This is a genomic window from Gottfriedia solisilvae (assembly GCF_002128405.1).
Lineage (GTDB): Bacteria > Bacillota > Bacilli > Bacillales > Bacillaceae_G > Gottfriedia > Gottfriedia solisilvae.
The window spans coordinates 583,063-608,134 of record NZ_NETJ01000002.1 but is presented as its reverse complement, the minus strand read 5'-3'; the positions used below and the strand labels follow the sequence as shown (position 1 = coordinate 608,134).

29 protein-coding genes are annotated in these 25,072 nt (G+C 32.2%); 2 read left to right on the top strand and 27 right to left on the bottom strand.

Annotated elements, in window-relative coordinates; translation table 11 throughout:
- Positions 1–193 precede the first annotated feature (193 nt).
- The 9 genes from CAB05_RS07690 to CAB05_RS07650 all read right to left on the bottom strand — a co-directional run bounded on the left by CAB05_RS07690 (position 194) and on the right by CAB05_RS07650 (position 9,053).
- Positions 194–736 carry a hypothetical protein gene (locus CAB05_RS07690; RefSeq protein ID WP_087999236.1) on the bottom strand — a complete coding sequence of 181 codons (543 nt, stop codon included), beginning with the start codon at positions 734–736 and terminating at the stop codon, positions 194–196.
- Positions 737–739: 3 nt separating this feature from the next.
- The gene (locus tag CAB05_RS07685; RefSeq protein WP_087999235.1) at positions 740–2,176 is read right to left on the bottom strand and encodes an FAD-binding oxidoreductase; all 1,437 of its coding nucleotides are present in this window, start codon (positions 2,174–2,176) and stop codon (positions 740–742) included.
- A gap of 100 nt (positions 2,177–2,276) precedes the next feature.
- A complete protein-coding gene (locus CAB05_RS07680) occupies positions 2,277–3,701 on the bottom strand; it encodes a PH domain-containing protein (protein WP_087999234.1) in 1,425 nt (474 codons plus the stop codon).
- Positions 3,688–4,167, bottom strand: a complete 480-nt coding sequence (locus CAB05_RS07675) for a PH domain-containing protein (protein ID WP_087999233.1) — start codon at positions 4,165–4,167, stop codon at positions 3,688–3,690. The genes CAB05_RS07680 and CAB05_RS07675 overlap by 14 nt, the downstream gene beginning before the upstream one ends.
- Positions 4,168–4,411: 244 nt before the next feature.
- Positions 4,412–5,089, bottom strand: coding sequence for a 3-oxoacid CoA-transferase subunit B (locus CAB05_RS07670; protein WP_087999232.1), 678 nt, complete (start codon positions 5,087–5,089; stop codon positions 4,412–4,414).
- Positions 5,071–5,700 (bottom strand): CoA transferase subunit A, encoded by a 630-nt coding sequence (locus CAB05_RS07665; protein ID WP_371870391.1) that lies wholly within the window; start codon positions 5,698–5,700, stop codon positions 5,071–5,073. The genes CAB05_RS07670 and CAB05_RS07665 overlap by 19 nt, the downstream gene beginning before the upstream one ends.
- Before the next feature lie 65 nt (positions 5,701–5,765).
- The gene (locus CAB05_RS07660) at positions 5,766–7,094 is read right to left on the bottom strand and encodes an aspartate aminotransferase family protein (protein WP_087999230.1); all 1,329 of its coding nucleotides are present in this window, start codon (positions 7,092–7,094) and stop codon (positions 5,766–5,768) included.
- A 178-nt stretch (positions 7,095–7,272) separates the two neighbouring features.
- Complete coding sequence (locus CAB05_RS07655) at positions 7,273–8,061, bottom strand: SDR family NAD(P)-dependent oxidoreductase (RefSeq protein WP_087999229.1); 789 nt, start codon at positions 8,059–8,061, stop codon at positions 7,273–7,275.
- Positions 8,062–8,072: 11 nt separating this feature from the next.
- On the bottom strand, positions 8,073–9,053 hold the full coding sequence (locus tag CAB05_RS07650) for an MBL fold metallo-hydrolase (protein ID WP_087999228.1): 981 nt from the start codon (positions 9,051–9,053) through the stop codon (positions 8,073–8,075).
- A 514-nt stretch (positions 9,054–9,567) separates the two neighbouring features.
- On the opposite strand from CAB05_RS07650, the gene proC reads away from it, so the two are divergent.
- Positions 9,568–10,407, top strand: a complete 840-nt coding sequence (gene proC, locus CAB05_RS07645) for a pyrroline-5-carboxylate reductase (protein WP_087999227.1) — start codon at positions 9,568–9,570, stop codon at positions 10,405–10,407.
- A 79-nt stretch (positions 10,408–10,486) separates the two neighbouring features.
- Complete coding sequence (locus tag CAB05_RS07640; RefSeq protein ID WP_087999226.1) at positions 10,487–10,750, top strand: hypothetical protein; 264 nt, start codon at positions 10,487–10,489, stop codon at positions 10,748–10,750.
- Between the two features lie 190 nt (positions 10,751–10,940).
- Here the strand turns inward: CAB05_RS07640 and CAB05_RS07635 are convergent, their stop codons facing one another.
- The 18 genes from CAB05_RS07635 to CAB05_RS07555 all read right to left on the bottom strand — a co-directional run bounded on the left by CAB05_RS07635 (position 10,941) and on the right by CAB05_RS07555 (position 24,955).
- The gene (locus CAB05_RS07635; protein ID WP_087999225.1) at positions 10,941–11,540 is read right to left on the bottom strand and encodes a GNAT family N-acetyltransferase; all 600 of its coding nucleotides are present in this window, start codon (positions 11,538–11,540) and stop codon (positions 10,941–10,943) included.
- 309 nt (positions 11,541–11,849) lie between these two features.
- Positions 11,850–12,479, bottom strand: a complete 630-nt coding sequence (locus CAB05_RS07630; RefSeq protein ID WP_158093211.1) for a CatA-like O-acetyltransferase — start codon at positions 12,477–12,479, stop codon at positions 11,850–11,852.
- Between the two features lie 163 nt (positions 12,480–12,642).
- Entirely contained in the window at positions 12,643–13,050 is a 408-nt protein-coding gene (locus tag CAB05_RS07625; RefSeq protein ID WP_087999223.1) for a DUF5412 domain-containing protein, read from the bottom strand.
- Between the two features lie 157 nt (positions 13,051–13,207).
- The gene (locus CAB05_RS07620; RefSeq protein ID WP_087999222.1) at positions 13,208–13,735 is read right to left on the bottom strand and encodes a GrpB family protein; all 528 of its coding nucleotides are present in this window, start codon (positions 13,733–13,735) and stop codon (positions 13,208–13,210) included.
- A 191-nt stretch (positions 13,736–13,926) separates the two neighbouring features.
- The gene (locus CAB05_RS07615) at positions 13,927–14,322 is read right to left on the bottom strand and encodes a hypothetical protein (protein WP_158093210.1); all 396 of its coding nucleotides are present in this window, start codon (positions 14,320–14,322) and stop codon (positions 13,927–13,929) included.
- Between the two features lie 237 nt (positions 14,323–14,559).
- Positions 14,560–15,141 carry a GNAT family N-acetyltransferase gene (locus tag CAB05_RS07610; RefSeq protein WP_087999220.1) on the bottom strand — a complete coding sequence of 194 codons (582 nt, stop codon included), beginning with the start codon at positions 15,139–15,141 and terminating at the stop codon, positions 14,560–14,562.
- A 294-nt stretch (positions 15,142–15,435) separates the two neighbouring features.
- Complete coding sequence (locus CAB05_RS07605; RefSeq protein WP_087999219.1) at positions 15,436–16,278, bottom strand: protein-glutamine gamma-glutamyltransferase; 843 nt, start codon at positions 16,276–16,278, stop codon at positions 15,436–15,438.
- 283 nt (positions 16,279–16,561) lie between these two features.
- A complete protein-coding gene (locus CAB05_RS21855) occupies positions 16,562–16,744 on the bottom strand; it encodes a hypothetical protein (RefSeq protein WP_142283065.1) in 183 nt (60 codons plus the stop codon).
- 68 nt (positions 16,745–16,812) lie between these two features.
- Complete coding sequence (locus CAB05_RS07600) at positions 16,813–17,142, bottom strand: hypothetical protein (protein WP_087999218.1); 330 nt, start codon at positions 17,140–17,142, stop codon at positions 16,813–16,815.
- Between the two features lie 289 nt (positions 17,143–17,431).
- Positions 17,432–18,172 (bottom strand): DUF2161 domain-containing phosphodiesterase, encoded by a 741-nt coding sequence (locus CAB05_RS07595; protein ID WP_087999217.1) that lies wholly within the window; start codon positions 18,170–18,172, stop codon positions 17,432–17,434.
- A 252-nt stretch (positions 18,173–18,424) separates the two neighbouring features.
- On the bottom strand, positions 18,425–18,862 hold the full coding sequence (locus CAB05_RS07590) for a VOC family protein (protein WP_087999216.1): 438 nt from the start codon (positions 18,860–18,862) through the stop codon (positions 18,425–18,427).
- 248 nt (positions 18,863–19,110) lie between these two features.
- Entirely contained in the window at positions 19,111–19,614 is a 504-nt protein-coding gene (locus CAB05_RS07585) for a hypothetical protein (protein ID WP_087999215.1), read from the bottom strand.
- Between the two features lie 19 nt (positions 19,615–19,633).
- Positions 19,634–20,134: a hypothetical protein gene (locus tag CAB05_RS07580; RefSeq protein WP_087999214.1), complete on the bottom strand. Its 501-nt coding sequence runs from the start codon at positions 20,132–20,134 to the stop codon at positions 19,634–19,636.
- Positions 20,135–20,527: 393 nt separating this feature from the next.
- Positions 20,528–21,871 carry an FAD-binding oxidoreductase gene (locus CAB05_RS07575; RefSeq protein WP_087999213.1) on the bottom strand — a complete coding sequence of 448 codons (1,344 nt, stop codon included), beginning with the start codon at positions 21,869–21,871 and terminating at the stop codon, positions 20,528–20,530.
- A gap of 340 nt (positions 21,872–22,211) precedes the next feature.
- Positions 22,212–22,757 carry a GNAT family N-acetyltransferase gene (locus CAB05_RS07570; protein ID WP_087999212.1) on the bottom strand — a complete coding sequence of 182 codons (546 nt, stop codon included), beginning with the start codon at positions 22,755–22,757 and terminating at the stop codon, positions 22,212–22,214.
- A gap of 368 nt (positions 22,758–23,125) precedes the next feature.
- On the bottom strand, positions 23,126–23,590 hold the full coding sequence (locus CAB05_RS07565) for a hypothetical protein (protein ID WP_087999211.1): 465 nt from the start codon (positions 23,588–23,590) through the stop codon (positions 23,126–23,128).
- Between the two features lie 164 nt (positions 23,591–23,754).
- A complete protein-coding gene (locus tag CAB05_RS07560) occupies positions 23,755–24,687 on the bottom strand; it encodes a GNAT family N-acetyltransferase (RefSeq protein WP_087999210.1) in 933 nt (310 codons plus the stop codon).
- 64 nt (positions 24,688–24,751) lie between these two features.
- Positions 24,752–24,955: a nucleic acid-binding protein gene (locus tag CAB05_RS07555; protein WP_087999209.1), complete on the bottom strand. Its 204-nt coding sequence runs from the start codon at positions 24,953–24,955 to the stop codon at positions 24,752–24,754.
- Positions 24,956–25,072: the final 117 nt, after the last annotated feature.

Below are 25,072 nucleotides of genomic sequence, written 5' to 3'. Positions count from 1 at the left end.
ATCCATCTTATAAAAATAACATTAGATTTTTTTAATAAACTATCTATTATATAAATACAGAGGTATTACAGTGATATATCTAGTACCGCAAAAACGATCTAATTAGAATCTATTAAAAAATACGATAAAACAAGTAACAAAACATTGTTGTGTATAAACTTTCATTTACAACATATTAAATTGGCTATACAAGTCAATTCTTATCATCTTTATTACTTCTTAGAATAAATTTAGCCCCAAGACCAAATCCACTTAATAAAAACAACAATGCTGCTATATTAAACATAAAGCGAATATCAATTGAATCAAATAGCACACCTACTCCAATAATACAAATTGCAGTAACAAAAGAAGTCCAAAATAAATAACTACGATAAAATTCAGAAGTTGCATTCATAAACAATCTTTTCTCTGCAAGCTTGAAAAGGGCCGTAAATCCACCGAATAAAACCTGCCCAATATAAACGATTTTAATATTTTCAATCGTATGAAGTGAAAAAAATATATAACTACAGAAAAACGAATGAAGCATCATCAATAAATATGGAGAAAATCGTTCAAAAAATTTACCACCAAAGTAGACAACAATACTTAAGCTTAATGAAAAAAGCCCATACAATAAACTAAACACATCATAACTATCTCCAATATTTCTTAAAAAGAGAACGTAATATGGAAATACTAAAGAACTACTAAATCCAACCACACTTAAAATTGCGACTACTATTTTATTCATATCCTACTCACCATAATTTTTGTAAAAAGTATTCATAAAAACACCATTTTGATCGAATTCTCTTTTCTTTTTGAAAAAATCATTTGTTCTTGGATATGCTAATTTCATTTGCTGCTTTGTTTGATATGGATAGTAAGGTAGGTAATAAGATCCGTCATGTTGAATCGTTATATCAGTCCATTTTCGAACTACTTTTTTCGCATGTTGAATAGACTTTTGATCTCTTCCATGTTGAATGAGTATGACAAAAGCAAACATATCCTCTTTAGCATAGTTCATGACTGTTTCATCATCTTTTTCTACATATCGAATTGTAATGTTAAGTACATTTAAATTTTCAGATTCCAAATACTCTCTTACATCATCTATATAAGGAATAAATTCATCTACAGGCACAAAAAACTCTTGAAGAACTTGAGTATCTTGTCGATCTTCAAACTCCATAAACTTACTTTCAGAACGCATGACATTATTACGAGTTTCAAAGTTTCCGTCTAATGCATCAATAAAATAATATTGAATATCCCAAAAAATATTTTTTCCTTGATCAGATCCTCGAGACATTCCTAAAGCAAGCTTCGGAAAAAATGCTGATTTATCTTCTTTTAATTCTTTATCTGACTTAGACATTTTACGAGAAGTATCCATATAGTTAATTGAATATACCTTATCTAAAAAACTATCAGGTGCAACTGAAATTCGTCCGATATGCATTTTAGCATCCATATTTCCTAATACTTCACTTTTAAAGTAGGAAGGATACTTATCATATTCCATTGTACTTGTTTCTATCTTATACAGCTCATTATCAGTAAGCTGAAGCTCTACATCAAGAATAATCCCAAATAAACCATAACCACCTAATACATATGAAAATATTTCACTATTTTCTGTACGACTAACTTTTATAATGTTTCCATCGGCTTGAAGCAATGTAAACCAATTAACTGTACTAGCTAATGAATGATTACGAAGATCACGACCATGTGCATTGACACTTAATGAGCCACCAACTGAAAAAATTTCTTGTGACTGTGTTACTTTCAGAGCCAGGTTATAAGGATTAATAGCTTCTTGAATGTCTCCCCAAGTTGCACCACTTTGTACAACAACTGTTTTTTTGATTGGATCAACTTTTTTCACTTTATTAAATGTTTTCATATCGATTACAACACCATCTTTATAGTAAGTATGTCCCCCTTGACTATGGCGCTCCCCTGCAATTGATACTGTTTTATGTTGACTATTTGCATCAAGAACAATTTTCCTTAGTTGTTCAATTTCCTTCCCTTTTACAATTCGATCAATTTTCGTCGGAAGCAAATGAGCTACATCATCAATCATCCCATCTTTAAGCGAAATTGGTTTATTCCACAATGTATAAAACACTATGACAAATACTGTAATCAGAATGAAACCAATTGATATTTTTTTCCACAAAATGACTTTCTCCCCTTAAAGTACATATTGAAATATTAGCGCAGTAAAAAAGACGTGTTACAAAATGTATGCACGTCTTTTATAGTACATTTAAATGTTTTTAACTAAACCAACCAATCATTCGATTCACATCTTTTTCATCTAAATGCTTAACTTTATATGTACGACCAAATTGACTAGAAAGAATCGTAATATAAATTGACTTTAACTTTGCACGTTTTTGAAGCATGCTTTGTTTCCCAATTAATACTTGAATTCTTTCCCTCGGTATAATTGCTGTTGTTCTAGAGAAAAATCCAGACTGTAATATAACTGTTCGATCCAATAAAGTATAGCCAGCATATCGATATCTAATTTCTCCAATAAATACACCTATTAAGACTAGTCCTAGTGCCCAAAATTGGACAAAAGGAAGTAAAACGATTGCCAATGCTACAATGAGGAAAATAAGAATACTCCAAGAATAGTAACTTTTTCTAGCTCTTTTTGGAGCTCGATGAGAAATGGCATCGTATGAAATAGAAGGTATAAAATTAGTTAAAAATTCTGGTACATGTTTCATCTTAATAAAAGGATGTAAAACATGTCTCCCATTCTCCTGGGAATCACCCATTCCAACCGCTTCTACATAAATTGTTGCATAACCAAATAATTGTCTAAAAATGCCTTCCTCAACTACTACACCTTGAATTCTCTTGATAGAAACGTTAAATTCATTTTTCTCAAAAAGGCCTCTCGTAATCATTAATTGAGATTCTTTTCTATGGACAGTAAAGTTAGCAAATTTTAAGACATATCTTAACGTAGTAAATACCAAAGAAAGTAATAAACAACCTAAAAATAGGATGAAAAACATCATATATGTAAAAGATTGAATTTGATTATAAATAGCCTCATAAACACTGTTTGGTAGCAAGTCCTCTATTTGTGAAAATAAAGAAGCTAAAACTGCAAACGCAATTCCTACCTCAAATGACGTAATTCCTGCCAAAACAAGTTTTTTAAAATCCACTTTCGCTGTAAAATCAACAGAAGACTCATCAACCGGTTCACTTTTTTCTGAGGTCTGAACTTCATCTATTTTTTTCTTTTTAAATTGTAATATTTCATTTCTGAGTGCAAGTGCCTCATCCTTTGGTATTGCATTCAGTACTCCTTCTGCTTTCTTTCCTCCAGCAGTTTCAATTCGTACACTAACTACATGAAAAAGCTGTTGAATAAAACCAGCATTAATGGCAACAGACTGAATCCGCTCCTTTTGAATAAAAGTGTTTTCAATCACAAATAATCCAGAACGAATCCTAAATCCATCTTCAGTTACATAATAAGTAAATCTATACCATTTTATAATTGCTGAAACAACAGGGAAAACAACCAAAACAATCGCGAACAAATATTGAAAAATAGATCCTTTATCACCCGAAACAAATAAAATAATGATTGGAATAATGATATTTCTAATTTGTTCTATTAAAACTGATAAAATATATGCTGGATGTTGTCGCTTTGGCTCATACATCATCATCACTGATCCTTGCTAAGTAAACGATTTTATCTCTTAGCTTCTCAGCAACATGGTGTTCTAAACCTTCAATTTCATGTGTGGTAGCTGCCGTGGAAATATTTACAGTAGATAATCCATATCTGCGAAGTAAAGGACCTACTTCAGTCGTAACATGTTGAACCCTAACCATTGGAATAATAATTCGTTTTATGATGAACATACCTTTTTGAATTTCTAGCTCATTTTCGTATATCTCATAAGCTGTATATTTCATTTTTAAAGACGGTAAAAATAAAGTTAAAAATAAAATAGCCGCCAATACAATACCAGTAAGTATCATCAAAACAAATGAAGGAAATGAAAAGTATCTCATCAGAAAATAATAAATGATTGGTAGCGCCAGTAGAGAAATACTACTTAATAATGAAATAATTCTCCAAACAGACCTCATTTTCGGTGATGGTCTTTGAGATGGATCTGCTCTCATTTAATCACCTTTTTCTATCTCATTAATATCTCACTTATATATAATAACATGAGACAAGCTTTTCACAAACCTCCTATTTATCGACAAAACATAATAAAATGTTTAGAAAATTTGATAAAAAAGTTCTAAAAAAAGATGATTGAATTTCACATCAGATTAATTATGAGGGGTTCATGTGGTGAGCCTATTTAGCCAACGACCAACTGAAGGATTTCACCCGACAAAAAGCTCCCACATGAATTTGTTACTCCCAATTGTGTACGATAATATCTTGATTTACAAAAAGTGGTGCACCTGTTTTTTCTATCACATCACGTATTGAATAAGGTGCCATTACTTCATTAAGCCACAATTCACCACTATCTTTTTTCACTTCAATTACAGCCATTTCTGTAATAATCAAGTCAACACATTTAGGCGAGGTTAGAGGTAAACTACATTTTGAAACAATTTTGGGTTCGCCATTTTTATTTGTATGATTCATTAGAACGATCACTTTTTTCGACTTTTGTGCTAAGTCCATCGCCCCTCCGATGCCTGGTACTCTTTTACCTGGAACAATCCAGTTGGCTAAGTCTCCATCTTGGCTTACTTCTAATGCACCAAGCACAGTTAAATCTAATAAACCTCTACGTATGATGGCAAAAGCAATACTGCTATCGAAATAACTTGAACCAGGAATTAGCGTGACAGGTAGACCTGCAGCGTTGCATAAATTTTCATCTTCCTCCCCCTTCCTAGGAGTCGGACCCATCCCTAACACACCGTTTTCAGCGTGGAACATAACAGATGCATCTTTTGCTAAATAATTCGGAATCAATGAAGGAATGCCAATACCAAGATTTACAATCATACCGTTTTTCACTTCTTGTGCTGCTCGTTTGGCCATGACTTCACGGGCAGTTATTTTTCCCAGACCCACTTCCAATCCACTCCTTCCGATTGAACAATATAATGAACAAATGCGCCTGGGACGATGATTTCCTCTGGTTCTAGTGCACCTAAAGGAACGATTTCATCCACTTCTACAATCGTAATATTTCCAGCCATTGCCACATATGGATTCGAATTACGTGCACTTTTGTCAAAAACTAAATTACCAAATGGATCGGCTTTTTTCGCATAAACAATTGAAACATCAGCAGTTAAAGGTGTTTCCACTAAATATTCTTTACCTAAAACAGTAACTCTTTGTTTATTGATATCTATTACACTATCTATTCCAATATCAACAAGAACACCACCCAAACCTACACCGCCTGCTCTTACCCGTTCTATAAAAGTACCTTGAGGACTAAATTCAATATCTAATGTACCATCTGTCATTTGTTTACCCGCGTTCGGGTTTGATCCAATATGCGTTGTAACCATCTTTCTGACTCTTTTGGCTGTTACTAATTGCCCAATACCTACATCTGGAAAACCTGTATCATTTCCTATTAAAGTTAAGTTTTTGACCCCTTTTTCTAAAATGCCTTTTATCAATGTTGGAGGATTACCGATTCCTCCAAAGCCACCAAACATTAGTACCATATCATCTTGAAAGAATGACAAAGCTTCCTCAATATCAATTATTTTCCCAAATGTATTGATTTGCATTAAATGACCCCTTTCACTTCCTGAGATAGTTCATGAAATACCTCTTTTAAAACAATCAATAATTCATCAACTTGTTGCGCTGTGATCACAAGTGGTGGCGAAAGTAAAAAACTATTTTCCAAACGTCCATTAGGTCCACTTACAGCCGGATAAAGTAAAAGTCCTTTATTTCTAGCAATCTCAATAACGTGGGTTGTTAAACTATGTTTCTCAAATTGAGTTTCATCGAGCTCAATTCCAATTAGTAATCCTTCACCACGCACATCAAATATGAATGGAAATTGCTTTTTCCATTCTTTTAATGTTTTCATTATTTTTTTACCTTGTTTTTTGGAATTTTGGACTAGATTATACTTTTCAACATAATGTAATACTGCCAATGCCACACTCGCAGAAAGCGGATTCGCACTAAATGTATGACCACTCATGACAAGTCGACTACCTTCAATTATAGGCTGCATTACACGATCACTAGCAACCGCAGCAGCAATAGGCGTGTACCCCGCAGCTAAACCTTTTCCAAGCACTAAAATATCAGGAACACAATTCCAATGATGAATACCAAACATTTCTCCTGTTCTACCAATTCCGGTCATTACTTCGTCTGCAATAAACAATACATCATGTTTTGTACATATTTCTCTAATTTTTTCATAATAGCCTTTTGGAGGAGTTAATGCTGCACCTGCTGCACCAACAATTGGTTCTGCGATAAAAGCAGCTACATTTTCTGCTCCTAATTTTTGAATTGTCCGTTCAAGCGAAGTCGCACATAAAAGTGCACATCTGCCTTTTTCTAAACCGTACGGACACCGTTTACAATAAGGGGCCTCAACCATTGGATAATCCTCAAGTAAACTAGTAAACCGTTTTCTTCTAAGCGGGTGACCTGACATAGATAATGCACCAATTGTTATACCGTGGTAACTCATCATTCTTGAAATGATTTTCGTTTTTGTATGAATTCCTCTTTCTTGAAAATGCTGAATTGCCATTTTCATAGCTGTTTCTGTTGCTTCGGTCCCACTGTTGACAAAAAAACTCCAGTTCAAATCACCTGGGGTTAGCTCACTTATTTTTTTTGCTAAGTTTTCAGCTGCATCACTAGTAAACTGTGACCTATATACAAATGCCACCTTATTTGCTTGGCCAACCATTTCATCAATAACTTCTTTCACACCATGCCCAATACTTGCAGCCACAGCACCTGATGACCCATCAATATATTTTTTTCCTTGCTTGTCCCATAAGTAGATTGATTCTCCTCGATCAATTGTTGGATAGATTTCTCCTACTAGCGGTTTGATTAAGTATTCTCGCTTAGCCACACTACCTCACCAACTTTCAATTCATCCTTAATACTATATATAGTTGTGCGTGCAAAAAGTTAGACTAGATAAAAAGAAAATACACTCACTTAAAGGAGTGCTAAACAACCATAATGAAACGAAGCAAAAAAAAAGCTTAGAGAATAGTCTCTAAGCTTTTTTTGATACATATATCATTTTATTTTTTATTTCCAAACTTCATCATGACTCGATGGCTTATTTTCGGGAAAAGTGAGTAAATCTTTGCACCAAATCCCATCCATGAAGGCAGATCAACATCGTGTATATCTTGACCAATTAAGGAAATCACCTTTGATGCAACTTTTTCAGGATCAAGCATCATTTTCCGAACAGATTTTGCATAAGTACCTGATTCGTCTGCGATATCAAAAAACGGTGTGTCCATTGGTCCAGGATTTACATTTGTGATGAATATCCCGTCCTTTTCAACTTCCTGGCGCAAAGCATTACTAAAACCAAGTACAGCATGTTTCGAACCAGCATAAGCAGCAGCTTTAGATGTCGCCACTTTTCCTGCTAAAGATGCAATATTGATAATATGTCCTTTACCTTTCAACTTCATAGAGGAAAGTGCCAACTTAGAGCAGCACATTACGCCAAAAACATTCACTTCAAACATTTGCTTCATGTCTTGAAGTGACATTTGTTCAACCGTTTGAAAAAGACCATATCCGGCATTATTTATTAAAACATCTATTCCGTCAAACTGCTCTTCAATTTGATGGAATGCATCATATATTAAATTTTCATCTGTCACATCTACTACAAAATAATGACATTTAACAGGATACATTTCTTCTAGCTTTGTCTTTAGATTTTTCAGTTCTTCTTCTCTTCTCGCAATCAGAACTACATTTGCACCTTCTTCTGCTGCAGAAAATGCTAAGTCTCTACCTAGACCACTAGAAGCTCCTGTGATAACGATTGTTTGATTCCTTAACCTCAAACATTTCCACCTCAATTACTGACTGAATGCTCATTCGCTTTATAAACAAGTATACCATCATTTCTTTCATCTAAACGAATAAAACCAAGATTCTCTAAATAATCTAGTTGACCAATTGTTTCTGATAAAGTAAGTGATAGTTGTTTTTCATAAATTTTTGGAAATAACATCTGACATACTTCAAATGCAGTTAATGGTTGCTTCCTGATCATTTCTAATACTTTTTCTGCTCTAGCTCTTTGTTTTTCTAATCTAATCTCGACTAAACCTTTTACATCAGTAACTGGATCACCATGTCCTGTATATAATTTCGTAATCGGTAACTCAGCTACTCTTTGTAAAGATTGATTATACTGAATTAATGGCTTTGGTCGTTCCAGCTCACCTTCTAAAGGTGGTTCAAGTAACGGATTTGACGACACCTTATCTAATAGTAAATCGCCACCGAATGCAATTCCATCATCTTCACTATATAGAGCAATATGTGAAGTTGCATGGCCAGGTGTATAAAGTACTTTTACATTAAATAAGCTTTCTAGCTGATCGCCTTCACTAATTACATCAGTTAATGAACGTTTGCAAGAGTACGGGATTTTTTTAATAGAACGAGGCATTTTTTGAACAAATAGACTTGGAACACCGTATCTTTTTGCATTTTCAATGAAATATTCATTGTAATAGTCTAAAAAAGATTGTTCTTGTGTTAGATATGGTTTATTTCGTTCATGCCCCAAAATCTTTACATCCTCTTTAAATACTTCAAGAAGTCCAGAATGATCCGGATGATGATGCGTTAAGATAACTTGTTCAATATCCCTTAAATCGTAGCCAATTGACTTTACACCACTTTTTAACACTTCTAAAGTTTCCGGTGTATTTGTTCCTGTATCAATTAAAGTTAATAAAGCACCTTCTACTAAAAAAACATTTACTGTTTTCATCGCATATGGAACCGGAAGAGTAATACTGTGGATTTTATTAGTAGGAATCATGTAATGCCTCCTTATGTAAATCTATATAAAATATATTCTAATATATAAAAGATGAATGACAAACAAATCATTTCTCTATTTTACTATTAACTATACTCCATTTTAATCAACTTATCTAAAATAATAAATCATCTTTCACTAAATTAATAATGTCTTTCTCCTTAAAAGTAAGCTTCATGAAAAAAGTTGGTTGATTTTAGACTCCATCATGTAGGGCGCGTAGAGAGCTTCGTATTAGGTATATACACCTGTATCATCTCACCTGTCCCAATTCTTTCCCGAATGTTTATACTATCTATTCTAGTTAACTTTTAAGAGATTGTTATTTTTCAAAAGTAAACATTTTTCAATATAAACAGCTGTTAAATTAAATATTTAATTAAATTATCATTAAAAAACATTAACATCACCTAAAAAAAAAATAAAATTATTTTTTTAGACGATGTCAACAAGGAATATACAAATCATTTCTCTAATATAAATATCTATTACAATATAGGTGAGGTGAAATGTAATGTTTCTTGGAAAAGTTGCGTTTATCGGTGCAGGTAGTATTGCAGAAGCATTAATAGTTGGATTGCTAGAGAGTGGCTATCTTGAGAGTGATCAAATTGCCATTACAAATAAAGAAGACCTTGAGCGTCTTGATAGTTTACATAACAAGTATGGAGTATTAGCAACTTCAAACAGGCAGCTTGCGATTACAGGTGCTAGCGTTGTGTTTTTAGCTATGAAGCCAAAGGATGTAGGAGCAGCACTTGAACAATGTAAAGATTTAATCAATGAGAAACAACTTATCATTTCATTAGTTGCAGGTGTCTCTATTAATACAATCAGACAATTATTAGGAAAAGAATCAATAAATATTATAAGAGCCATGCCTACAACATCTTCTTTAGTTCGGAAATCAGCTACTGCTATTTCATATAGTGATGAACTACCATTTGAAAAAGCACAGATCGCAAAAAGATTATTTGAACGTGTAGGAATTGTGGCAAAAGTTGAAGAAAACGAATTACACGCAATGACAGGACTATTTGGTAGTGGACCTGCCTATATATATTACGTGGTTGAACAATTTGAAAGAGCAGCAATGTCACTTGGTATACACCGAGATATTGCAAAACCATTTATTCAGCAAACATTAATTGGTTCAATTTCCATGCTACAAGAAACAAATAAATCACCACTGACATTAAGGAAAAAAGTTACTAGTCCAAACGGAACAACTGAAGCAGGTATCTCCGTGCTAGAAGACCGCGAAGTCGCTTCATCATTTTTAAACTGTTTTATTGAAGCAACCGTTCGTTCTAGAGAAATTCAAGAGGAATATGAAAAAATGTTAAAAATTTAAAAGCTTGTCATGACTCTGCTCTTTAGGTAATACAATGATACAGGTAACTGTACGTTGTCCTAAGGAGGAGAGTTTAATTATGAAATTAACAAGCAACGAGGTATTACGAGCTAGCATTAAACGTATTCTCATCACAATCGCTTTAATCATTACACTCATCATTCTAGTAGGGTTTATCACTATTAGTTATATTGTTGGGAATTCGATGGTTGAACCAAAAACGAACTCCAAATCCTACTCTCAATTTGACACAACTCTCCTGTTAATCAAAAAGGACTTCCTTACTAAGTTAGATTCAATCAACCAAACTATTAATTCATTGCTAAATAAAAATGACCACTAGAAGTGGTCATTTCTTGTATATACATATTTCGATAATTTCACCTTTACATTAAACTGGATAGCATTAATAAAACGACCGCCAAAGCAGCATTCATGCACTTCAACTAACGCATGCGTTAGTTCAATAACAATACATCAATAGATATTTAAGTTGCTAATAATCGGAAACGAAAATTTCGTGGAAAAGACGTTTAATCTATTTTATTTAATATTGGTCTTTGATTAGGCAAATTCATTTGTAAATACTCCTGTTGAAGAATGCCGTAGATTCCACAATCCTTGTATTGATTATTTTTTCGAATCATATGTCTAATAATGCCTTCGCGTTTCATCCCTACTTTTAACATGATTTTACCTGATGCAGGGTTATCGATACCGTGTGTTGCCGATATCTTATGAATATTCATAAAGCGGAATGCAAATTCAACAACTGCCTGCAATGCTTCTGTTCCATAACCCTGATTCCACCAATTAAAGCCTATGTCGTATCCAACCTCACAATTTTCGGTATCTTCATTGATATTATAAAGGTCAATCGTTCCGATTAATTCACCACTTTCCTTTAGGACTATTCCCCAATAACAAAACTTATCGCTTTCATATTGTTTAGTAATTTCAGTCAGTCGATTGATTGTTTCGGAAATGGTTTTATGTGGTCCTTTGATTAAATTATCCATTACGCGATGATCTGAGAATATGAAGTCAAACATTCTATTTGCATCATTCATTTCCATTTTCCTTAAAATAAGTCTTTTTGTTTCAATCATTGGTGCCCCTTTGTAGTTAATCATACAATCACCTTCACCTTTTGCAATTTTATTCTTATAGAATTCTATGTTCTAAGTGTACCTATTTTTCAATTTTCAGTAAATTGGGGGAATTTTCTCTTCTCTCATTTCATGAAAATTTCCACCATATTTTTGGCTTAATTTATGATAATTCAACTAATTTCTAATTAAATTAAACCGCATGTTAGTCCAATAAAAAAAGCCGCATTTGCGACTCGTGTTCTTATTGACTTAACGCATGCATTAATTGAATTAGGTTGTTTAGAAATTTAGAAAATCAAAAAAAACAACATTTGAATCAATAACCAATACTTAATCAATATTTTTTGTTAGATTTTCAAAAAATTTTGCTACATGGAATCCATCTACTGTAGCATGGTGAGATTTAATAGAAATAGGTATAGATAATCTCCCGTTCTGTTCAGTATACTTTCCAATAGTTAATATTGGTTTCAAATAACAAGAAGAATTAGCGATATTTAAAGAAAAATTATCAAAACTCACCCAAGGGATAGCAGATATATCAAAGGTGTTTAAAGGTTGTTTATCTTTAGGAAACATTTTATCCGAGCCCACGTAATTTCCAACTTCTGTTTTATAAGCAGCTTGAAATTCATCCATACTTTCAAATTTATCTAACCAAATACATTGAAATTTTTCTTTTTCTTTATCAAAAATAGTAAATGCCGGAACTAGGTAATCCCAACATACTAACTCATCTTCAATAAGATCATAACGGTAATTTTCGATAGAGTTAATAGATTTCGTAATATTAAAAATCATATAGGCATAGAAGCTATAATTATTTTTTTGGCAATATTCAACGGCATTAGTTACATCTATTTTCGTTGTCATTTCATGAGTAACATTTACTGGAAAGTAATAATTATAATATTCTTTTCTCTCCCATTTTTCTAATTCTACTACACGATATTCAGACATTACTTCACTCCTAACTTGTAAAAATATCATTTTATCTAATGAATTTCTTATTAAACTTTCCCGCCAGATAAGTAGCAAGGAGTTGTTTAAACAATCAGGTTCTACTATTGCTGAGCGTTAGTTACATTAGGAAAATTACATACATTACTATTTTATCTATTAATTAATTATTTCTGAAGTCAAATTTATCATTAGGAACATTTAAGGTATGTCCGTTAATAACTACTGTATCATTATCTATCCAATTGATATCCGCAGTGTTCTCATGATAATTCCAATATATATTTTTAGTTTTATTATTTCGTTTGTTAAATACTAATTCTCCACGTATGGTATATGAAGTCGTTGCTCCTCCACTATTTGTGTATGCTTTTAGAGTATAGACCCCGTTTGGAGATGTTTCCTCTGTAAGGTAATCTCCTTTTGGCAATCTATTCATATCAAAAAACGCCCAGTATACTCCATATCCTAAGAGACCGACAAATAATAGACTGCCTAAAAGAATTATTTTTACTGTTTTAAGTCTTTTATTTTGCCATTTCTGTTTATTTTCTATTATTTTAGTAGTCAAATACCGCACCTCATATTAAACCAATTTACAGATATTGTATCAGAAAATTTTATTATTAAATTATATTTATCTAAAAAACAACATCTGATATAAATCACTTCATAAAAAAAAGCTGCAAATAAGCAGCTCATGTTGCTAAACTAACGCTCTCGTTAGTTTAATAAGAAGTTCGCTTAGAACTCCAATTTTTAACTTTTCTTACTAACTCATTTACGAATTGTTCTTTACCTAATTGATATTCTTTGGTGTTATCAGGGAACTGTACTGCTAATTTTATTTTTAAATCCCCATAACTTTTAGCAACTGAAGGGTGTTCAATCAAATACGCTTTAAAATCTAAGTGAGTCTTAATATTTTCATTTCCAACTTGGAAGATATGTACATGATGCGTTCTATTTTCTTTACCTTTTGGAAAATATCTTCTACCAGATATACCATTCTCTCCACGTGGTTCATACCCAAGTAACCCCAATTTAACGTTATACTGATCAATTAATTCAATATTATTTACTACTATTAAAATATCTATAATTGGTTTCGCGAAGCCGATCGATTTAACTGATGTACTCCCTATATGGTAAATATCAATTAATTCATCATTAAGTATATCTCTTAGGATCTCGGCTTCATTTTGGTATGAGATTTCCCATTCTGCTGTCCATGGAACTATGTTTGTTTTTCTCAATAAATCATCCCCAAATTTTTATTGATGCAAATGAACAAAAGCATGATTAGTAGCTCGATACAACCTTATTCTTAAATCAAATTAATACATTATTAATTTCTAAAAGAATTTTAACTAATAGGAACTGAAATTCCACTGCATTTGCTCTTATACTAAAGCTGAGCGTTAGTTGAATAAGATTTCTTTTATCGCTATTTGCCATTAAGCATCTCATTAATTAACTTTATCAAAGTGTCATTTTTGGAGCTTAAAATTTTATATTTTTTCTTACTATTCATTTCATTAACAACTACATATCCTTTATTATTAATAACAATTGAATAATTGCTCGAATTATGAGCTATTGCAATATCAAACGCACTTGTTTGACTTTGTATATTTGTCTCACCAAATACTCTTCGATACTTGCTCATCTCTAATAAATTTATGAAATAATCTACTTCTTTTTCTTTAATTTCAATATTTTTAAACTCAGCATCTTTCTTTTCATCAAACCGCACAATGAAAGCTATCTTTTCTACATTTTTCAATTCAGGAAATACGTTATTTGCATTTATAGGGCGAAAATAATATATTGTACCAATCATTACAATGATACAAAGAATAAATATTAGGTTCTGTATAAAATTGTTTTTCTTGGTCAATTTCCTCGCCCCTTGTGGTATCAATGACAAAAAATCCCGCTAATGTTCCTTTTTGTTATTTAACTAAACTGGCATTTAGCACAGTAAAAAAATCGAATAAAACAGTCGATCATATTGTTGAACTAAAGCTGAGCCTTAGTTGTATAAGGACTGGAATCAGATTAAACGTCTTATTGTTATTTATTTTCTATTTTTAATTGATGAGAGATGTTCTTCTTTTAGTATTGAATACATTTTTAAATCTTGATGTTTCCCTTTCGCGAACAGCCCTTTTCTAATAATCCCTTCAAAAGACATTTCTGCCTTTTCCATTACTCGTGCTGAACCAATATTTTCTAAATAGCATCTTGCTTGAATACGAACTAAGTCCATATTGTTAAAGCCAAATTTAATAACTTCCTTTGCGGCTTCTGGCGCGATACCCATTCCCCAATAATCCTGAGAAAGACAATATCCGATTTCAGCAACTTTATGTTGTGTTTCCCATGTGACAAATTCAATCGTTCCAATAAATTTTCCGTTTTCTTTATATTCGATACCCCAATGAACTAATTTCTTGTTTTCCCAATGGCTTATTATCCGTTCAATAGAATCCTTTGTTTCCGATAAAGAATTGTGAGGATTCCAAGAAGAGTACTTGGGCACTTCCACATTAGAACAGTATGAATACATATCTTCTACATCTTCTAAAGTTATCTTCCTTAGTTTTAGTCTTTCTGTTTCTAATATAGGAAAATCGCTAAATATTTTATCTATTTCCAAATAGCCACTCTCCTTTAAATATTACTAAAAAATGATTTGTACAATATTTCTATACAAGAGGCACTAATTCCTTCTACCACTAAATTGGCAAAAAATTGTATAAGAAATAGAGCTGCAGATGCACCTCGTGATATTCAAGGCAATCCTGATTGGTCAGATCCAAAATTGCGACCCGTTATCTTAAATAACTAAAGCTAAGCGTTAGTTATTTAAGATATTTATTTATATTTATAGTAGTTATCTATACATATGGATAAATGATATTTATATATTTTAAATGTTTACTGGTTTCTTTCAAAACCTGATACTTTTATTACAATTTAACAAGTACTTATAATGGTCAAATGAAATCGAACTTTCGTTATAATGGGCAACTATACTCTTATTTTTATTAACTGAATAGTCACGTTGCCAATTCGCTAATTCAGCCAAATGATTAAAATTCGGTCTTGTTACTAAATTAGTCAGGTAGGCTGACCGATATGCTCTTGGCCTTCTCATTTTATTTAGGACATAAATTATTTGATCAGCTGTTAATATTCCTAAACCATGTCCAAAATAAGTACCATCACCTAAAACAACCGCATTTTCTCCTCTCCACTCAGGGGTTAACGGATTAAAATCCGGATTATTAAAATATACGATATCACCTGGAAGAAAACGCTCATAATGTGAATTTATACCGAGGTCAGGATCAGCATGCCAGCCGTATAAATAAATGTTTTGAAAGATTTGATTAAATAAGTATTCGCCGATAAGATTTAGGACCGCATTGTAAATGATAATGACCATTCCGGTTGCACATTCAAACGCATAATATGGACTGTTAAAGTAAATATCTTTAATCGCATCAGAAGGTCTTACACCTTCCCTCAATAGGAATCCTCCGTTTCTCATTAAATGCCAGTACCTTGGATTACATCGAGATCTTGCAAATACTTCAAACCTCACTCTACTTTGATACATAGCTCTTGCACTTAAAATAATATTATTTCGCAACATATGTTCAAACTCATAAATAGATCGATATGCATTTACTGTTGGATCTTCATTCATCCGTTGATTAATCATTCTTACAATACTGTCAGACGGCCCTTTGTCACTTTGTTGACTGGGCATCTCTAAAAAATGATTCATAATATACCTCTTTTCAACATCTAGTATTAATTTTCATTTATACCCATCATATTCAAACATCGTTTTGAAGTGTATAATCGCCTAAGCTTTCCCAGTGGTTCTTTTTTGTTTAGCACAAATTTAAAGATGAACTGAAGATTCAATGTAAACTTAGCCATGAAAAAACTGCACCTTCAATTGTAAGTTGTGTCTTACAATTGGAGGTACAGTTTATATTGTCTAAAAATATCACAATGTCGACTTATAATTTTGTTCAACTAACGTATGCGTTAGTTGAACAAAATTACTCATTAATACCTATCTTTATGTAATTAATACCAATAAAAAAGAATATCAAACTAATAACCAGTGGAATGAGCCCAATAGTAAATAAAACCGAACCGAAAGGACCTAAACGCCAGTAATAGTCTGCACCGTATGGTTTAGCTACATATAATGAGTAAACTGCTGCTGTAATAAGTGTCATTCCACACAAATGAATGCTGATAAAATTCCTACTCCACCAATAAAAAGGTTGAAATACGCTTTGTTTAATTAGTAGATAATTGGTTCTATTTCTTGATACCCGTATTCAATTAATAATTCTCTTAATTGTTCGATAGACATCTTTTTATAATATGAGCCGACTATTCCTTCTTTTAATGGTTCTTTGGCTAGTAGTTTGAAATGATCATCATAAACTTTTACAATTGTATCTTCTTCTAAACTTGGTTTTATAAACTTCGCTACCCAATCGGTTCCCTTGCCCACTTTGTTTCTTGAAAAACAAATTTCCATATGATCCTTATGCAAAGTATCATCAATCTTTGCCTTATTTTTAACGACTGTGAACACTAATTCATCATGTAATAAATTCTGTTGCATATAAGTATAGCCTCCATATTTTTCAATTTGATTTAATATAGTGAAACTAATAATTTAATTCAAAATATCCTAGCAAAAGTTGCAACTACTTTCATTGTAGGTATTTTTTCCAAAATAAAAAAAATAATTTATCTTCCTTACGAAACTCAACTGCCAGTTACTTGAATAATAAAAAAGAGCTGCCGTAGCAACTCATGATGTCCAACTAAAGCATGTGTTAGTCTGATAAATTGATTTAGTAATATTGTATCTTCTTAAAAGATCTCTCTTACTTTAAGCCAAAATCTGATTATTTAATTTCAGAAGTGCTCTCTATTAATTCAGAATAATAATGTACAAGTTGAGGGTACTCTTTTACCTCTTTTTTACCTAATTCGCTAATACTGTAAGTTCCCCTTTTAATCCTAGTAAACCATCCATAATAGTTTTTATTTAAGATTGATAATGTCTTTTTTCCAGTACCAATATTACGAAGTGCTTTAGGCGATAATGGGCCAAAACGTTCAAAGCAGCAAGCAATATGAATACAACTTTCCTTATAAGCAGTCATAATTTTTGTTTTGTTACTCCCACCGATATTATGGTCTCCATTTCTACCCTTTATTTCATCTAAAAGTCTTTTCCTTTCATTCCTATTCATTTGCATACTTTTTTTACGATCAAAATGCGATGGTGTAATTTTTATTTCCACCTGTCCTTTGCTTTTTAGGAATGAAACGATTATTAGTCCTAACTCTAGCCTTCTTATTAAATAACAAATATTTTTCCATTTCTTAGAGTAAAGACTGTAATTAGGCTTAGGAATAGCTATATAAACATTTTCCGATAAACGCTGTCTTTTGGTCGCTTGTATTAGAAGTTCCACACTTAGATTAAGTTTTAATTCAACAATAATAAGTTCATTCTCTTTCACAGCAATCAAATCACAATGGTTGACCTCCCCATAAACCTCATATTCCCGTTGAATAAAATAATTTTGAATAGGCTTATATAAATCAACTTCGTATAACTTTGCCGTTTTATTTTTCATTTTTGTAAAATACTCCCTCAAATTATTAATTTAAGTATAATACAATCCTGATTTTTTAGTTTTTTAAATTCTGTTAATTTGCTAATAAAATTTAATAATAAAAGCCGCAATTGTTTTGTAATCAACAATTACAGCTTTGTGATTTTTCATAATTACTATTTTTCACTCTTCTTGTACAAATAACGCACCAGATAGTTTAAGAAGAAATCTTTAAAATTAGAGATCTAAATTATTTAAAGTCCCATTCAATATTTATCTGATTTTCTCCGCCAACTCTAAAATAATTCCCTCTGGACCACGAACGTAACATAACTTATAACTTTCTTCATATTGCTGTATCTCACTAAAGATTTCCGTGCCCTTCTTTTTCAATTTTGCAACAATAGCTTCAATATCTTCAACAGCAAAGCAAATATGTCGGATACCCAGCGTATTTGCAAAAGGTTGCTGAATATCTTTTTCATCTGACGGTGTATAAAATTTGACTAGCTCTATCCATGTCTGACCATCTGGCATCCCCAATCCTACACATGCCGTCTTAACATCATTAAGCCCAACTATTCTGTCCAACTGTTCTCCATCCATTTCCCATTCAGCATGCAATTCAAGTCCTAAATCAAGAAAAAACGCTTTAGCCTCTGAAAGATTATTTACGTTTATACTCACATGATCTATTCTGTTAATTTTCATATCTTACCTCCTATGTTCCTGTTATTTTCAATACCTGTATTCGTGTAAGGTTTGTTTGAAATCCTAATTCGCTTAAATCAGGAAAATATCCTTCTTCAACAAATCTGCCATTTAGCTTAATAAAAAAATCGACTATACAGTCGATCAAGTTATATAACTAACTCATGCGTTAGTTGTACAAGACTTTATTTTGATTTGGAATAATAGTTCTGAAGTAATGACTAATTTTATCGGACATTATCCACCTATTATTTTATTTTTAATTGCAATCCTTCAATTTTCACTTTAATAGGCTTTAAATCTTCTTTTTTTCTACTATATACTTTATTTGAACTTGCAAAATTTACATCCACTATAATCTCGTATGTACCTTTTTTATTTTTAGTAATAACTTCTTTTTCGGATATTACATCACCTCTTTTTACATTTTGATCATTGCCGTGAATAGGATAAATTATTTCATCTATATTTTGTCTATGTTTTTTTGTTATCGAATAATTAAAATCTTTGCCATTGCTTCTATGTATTAAATATGTTTTCTTCGTTCCAATATATTCAATAGAGCTTTCTAGTTCTATTTTTTTACCAACTTCCACTTCTTTTGGAGTTTTGACAGTTATGACAAAATCTCCATTTGTTACTTTGGTTGTTACCTTTTCATTAGAGATCTCAGGTTTTTTTGAACATCCGTTCATAACAAATAGGCACACTGTTAATACTAACAATGGATTTATTCTTTTAATAAAATGCATTTACTTTTTCCCCCATTCATTATTTAACGATTAACTTTAATCCATTAATTTTCATTTGAACTCTCTTACCATCTTCTATATCTCCACTTACTGATTCATCAAAACTAGTAATAACCGCTATATTATATGTACCTTTTTTATTTATTTTATAACCTTCTTTTTCAGATAAGACATCCCCTGTTTTTAGTTTCGTTTCCATGCCAACACCTGCGTAGGCTGTATCATCATCAATATTTTGTCCATGTACATTCGTTATCACAAAATGAATATCTTTGCTCCCATGAAGTAAATAAGTTTCCTTCTCTCCAATATATTTAATTGAACCTTCTAATTCGAATTTATCACCCATTCTAACTTCTGTGGGTGTTTTTATTTGCAATACAAAATTTCCACTTTTTAATTTCGTAGATTCCTTTTTTTTGGAAATTACTTGTTCGTTTGAATCATTTGAACAAGCAGTAATAATAGATAAACACATTACTAACGGAAATAATTGCTTTATTCGATTTTTAATGCTCATTGTATATTCCCCCTTTAAAAATTAGACTAACAAAATATCAATTTGGCTTATATAAAAAGTTTTTCAATTGTATCCTACTATTTAGCTAGCAATCTTTCATTACTTCAAGACAGTGTTTAGTATTTTACTTAATTTTCTCAATAATGTCATTCAAATTTCAAAGGCATATTAGCCTATTTATTATTGTACTTTATTTACCTCTTCCATAAGTGCAATAAAAAAAGAGTCGCAGAAAGCAACTCATAGTCTTGATCACTAACACATGCGTTAGTTAATTAAGAATGTAAACTTCTTCATATTAAAACTGCACTTAAATTGTTTGATGGTTTCTAACAATTTAGGTGCAGTTTAAAACGCAGGGCTTTTATTTTTTTTTCAAGACAAATTAACTATTTAAAAAGATGGTGGTATACTCTGTGGGAAATGAAATAAATTTTCTGGATCATATTTCGCCTTTACTCTTTGCAGCCTTTCAAAATTAGAGCCGTAATATGCTTCTCCAAAATTTTCAATATTTTGGTCTGGAACATTGACATATGAACCCGTTACATATGGTTTCATCTGCTGTCTAACGCTTTCAACTGATTCAAGATTCATAGTTTGTTGAGCCTTCTTTTCCCAACTAGCAGTCCATTCTGTATAAAATAATGGTCTGCGCCAAAAAAAGGCTGTTTTGTGCTTAGGAACTCTGCTTATAGCACCACCCCAATTTATAAAAAAGAAATTGGCTTCTGTCCCAGTTGCTTCTTCTAAAAATTGCTTCATAATTGCAATAGGTTTTTCAGACCAAAGATTAAGTCCCCAAGCCGAGGAGAATTTAACACTCTGATCAGATCTACCAGGGATTGGTTCGTCAGGGTCTAAGAAATCAATAGCGTCTGGATAAGGTAATGTTTCTATGATTATTTCTGACGGGGTTCCAGCATTTGTTAAAGGTTTCAATAATTTAATCAGCTCAGTTTTTGAACCCTGGAAAATTCCTTCTGCATGACATAGACCATTTATTTTACTGTAAATCTCAAGTAAACAACCTAATCGTTCATCCACAAACGGTGCCCATCGCTGCCAAGCTCTAAAAACCGTTTCCAATTGTTCCCATGGCCAAATGATATTAAAAACGGTTGTTGTTTTAGGGGCACGACGAACTTTGAACGTGTATTCAGTATTATATCCAAAATTACCTCCCCCTCCGCCTCTAGAAGCCCAAAATAAATCCTCATTTCGGTACTGATTTGCTTCAAGAATTCTACCTTTTGCATCCACCGTTTTCAATGCAACGAGGTTATCACTTATCAGACCTATCGATCGTGAGAGTACTCCAAATCCACCCCCCATCGTAATTCCTCCGATGCCAACGGTTGGGCTGTCTCCAAAGGGAGCCATAAACCCTTCTCGAGCTAATCCTTTTACTAGTGGGCCCACGTGAATACCTGTTTGTACGGTTGCAGTTGAATTCATTTTATCTAAGTGTACGTTCTGCATGTCACTCACATCAATAACAACACCCCCCTTTACTACTGAGAGGTTCTTATCAAGAGCATGCCTGCCACTTCTAACACGCAAGGGAACATTATTCTCACGGGCCCAAATAATGGCATTACTTACATCGAATTCATTTTGAGCAAAAACAAAGACATAAGGTAAGGTATCAACATAGGGATTCCAATTCTTAACGGCTTCTTTATAGCCGGGGGCTCCTTTAAAGATTACTCGACCTGTTAACTGTGTAGATCCCATGCACTTCACTCCTTATAAACACTTTTGTACATTTTATATTTTATGAATTATTTTACAATCAATGTTAAAAAAGTAAAAAAGTGGATTCCTCATACAAGTGACTACACCAAAATCTAAACCTCTCCTAACGCAATCATATCCCTTCTATACTTCATTTTTACGATGAAAGGCTCCTATTTCCTTATAAAGAAAGTAATGACTAAAGTAGTTCGTCGTTCCTAAAATTTAAATCAGTTTTCCATTTAAAATATCAATATTCCCTATTCAACTAATACTGCCAGTTAGTCCAATAAAAAAAGCCGCATTAGCGACTCGTGATCTCGTTCAACTAACGCATGCGTTAGTTACATAAGAATTCTTTATCTAAGATAGAATATACTTTTGAGTTTGTATTTTTCCCGTTAATAATTACATTAGACCTTAAAGTTCCTTCATAGGTCATTCCAATTTTCTGCATTATTTTTTCTGAAGCGATATTGTCTTCTGCACAACTCCCTTCAACTCTGACCAGGTTTAATTCCTTAAAGCAAATTTCAATCAGTTTATTAAGAGTTTCCGTTACAAAACCTTTACTCCAATAGTTACTATGTATTACAGCTCCTAAAAAAGCCTTTTTATTCTCTAAATCTAATCCATATATACCTGCATTACCAATAATTGTTTGTTCTTCTTTATTTACAATAGTATAAACAAGACCTTTTTGTTCCTTAACTAAATTTATAAATCTTAATATTAATTCCTCAGTTTCTACCAATTTAGTATGTCTTTCTCTAGGTACATATTGTGTTGTTAAATCATCACTATATACGATAAATAAGTCTTTTGAGTGTTCTAATGAAACTGGTAATAGCTTTATTCTCATAGATTCAATTAATCCATTTTCCATTAAGTTCTCACCTCATAATTTATACTAATGTACTTTTAAAAATTTCATCATTCAAATAAAACTTTATTGAACTAAACTGCCATTAAAATAATAAAAAGGCTAGCGAAACAGTCTTAGTTCTCTGCAACTAACGCTCTCGTTAGTTGTATAAAAATAAATGATTCTATAATTATTTTCTTCAATATATACGAATTCCCCTTAACTTAATTTTTCTAAGTTCAATAATATTCAGTACATATTACATTTCGTCAACTTATTGAATATACCTTTTCTAATTTAACTCTGCTGCTATCAAGCTTAATAAAAAAATCGACTAAACGAAAAACGCTTGGATCTCCCAAGCGTTTTTCGTTTAGTTATCGAGTTGTCTAATTGTTTTTTCTTACGAAGGATAGGATACCGACGATGACCACCATTATATGTGTTAATAAAAAAGTATAAACATTAAAATAGATGCTATTTGTATACTGATTAAACCAACCAAAACGGTAAATTCTTGAATCAGGATTAGAAGGTGTTCCACCTAAAGCAACGAAGAGTTCACTTGTATAATCTACTAATATAAAGATCAATACTGTAAAGCATACGATAAAACAAGATAGAATGACTGCTATTTTTCTATTTTTTGTATTGTTGGCTATTTGCCTTGCCTGTTTATATGTTAAGAAGTAACTCGTAATAAAAATCGGCGAGAAAAACAGTATAGCTAAAATAGCAAGATTCCCATTCCCCGAAATAACATTAGGTTTAATCGTAAATACGTTTTCTATGAGATAGAAACCAAGAAAAGAAAGGAAAAGACTGACGCTCCAGAAGATTTCTCTTTTTTTCATATTCCCGCTCCATTCAGCCAATCTATACTATGTTTTTTCTGAAAATTCTATGCTCAATGACTATTTATATTCCTTAAAAACCAGTTTCTTTTCCATATATTCAGCAACCTATTCCTTATGTAACTAAACAAAGCTAATATTCTGTGGTTTTTTCGAGAAAACAGTTAGATAGTAAGTTCCTTCATATAAATAGCTGTTTGAGAATGGGGAAACATTCCCACATTTTGGTATAAGCGGTTAGCATTTGTTAGGCTATCAGTATCTACAAACAATAAGATTGTTTTTTGTTTACGTTGGTATGCTAGCCCGAATATATGAAGTAGCATTGCCTTACCTATTCCATGTTTTCTATAATCACTTTTTACTCCTAGTAAATCAATAAATAACCCATCATCTTGCATCCTACTCATTAAAAATCCTACTGGTTTAGAATCCTTCCACGCAATAATCCAAAGGCTTGGGTCGTATCCTTCACCCTGTTTTTGAGAAATCCATGTTGATGAATCTTTTTTGGTATAACCCCATGCATCTCGGAATGTCTCGTCATATAACGAGAATAGAGTATTTTCATCATAATTGGCTTGAAAGGATTGTAACGTTATTCCCTCTGGTAATAGCGGTTGAATTGGTTGACCTTCTAATTCGATTTTCATTCTTTCATACAACCTGCTGAATCGATATCCCCTATTCTCTACCAGATCCCTAGCAGCGGTATTAGTAAAAGGAATTTGGTTCATTAACTTTTGCCCACCATCTTTACCTTTAGCTAAAACCTTTGCTCGTTCCTCTACTTTCTTTAATAAAACTGAACCAATTCCTTGATTTTTATACTGAGGGTGTACAAATACACAAGTATCCATTCTGTTAGCCCCTGTTATCTCAACAAAACCATATCCGATTATTTCGTTAGTTGTCGAAAGTACAATCCAAGCATCTGTTTCAATCTGTATAGAATTCCACATATCCAGGACATCTGACAAAGTAATATCTGGTTCACCTATTTCCTCAATATCACATAATGACACCAAATCAGTAATCGATTGAGCATCTTCTACTGTCGGATGTTTAATACTAAACTTTTGTACTTCTTTTTCCATTTATTGCTCTCTCCCTTTTTCCAGTAAGTAACATAACTAACGCATGAGTTAGTTACATCAGGATTTACTTTTTAAATTCTTTGTACTCGTCAATATAAAAAGCAACATAACCACAATTTGGGCATATAGCTGCTTTTGTTTTTGCTGATATATTATTGAAAAATCCTTTACCTTTTTGACTAATTTTAATACCACTCAAGTCACCTTCAACAGTTACTTTACATTCTTCTATCATTTCAGTTTGGCATTGATTACAAATCCTTTTCATATCAAACACTCCTATTAGTTTGATTAATAAATTTATCTATTAACCTATTTCGACAATAAAGTGTTGCTTTCCTTGTTCAATTATTCTGCCATTTAGAGTAATAAAAAAATCGACTAA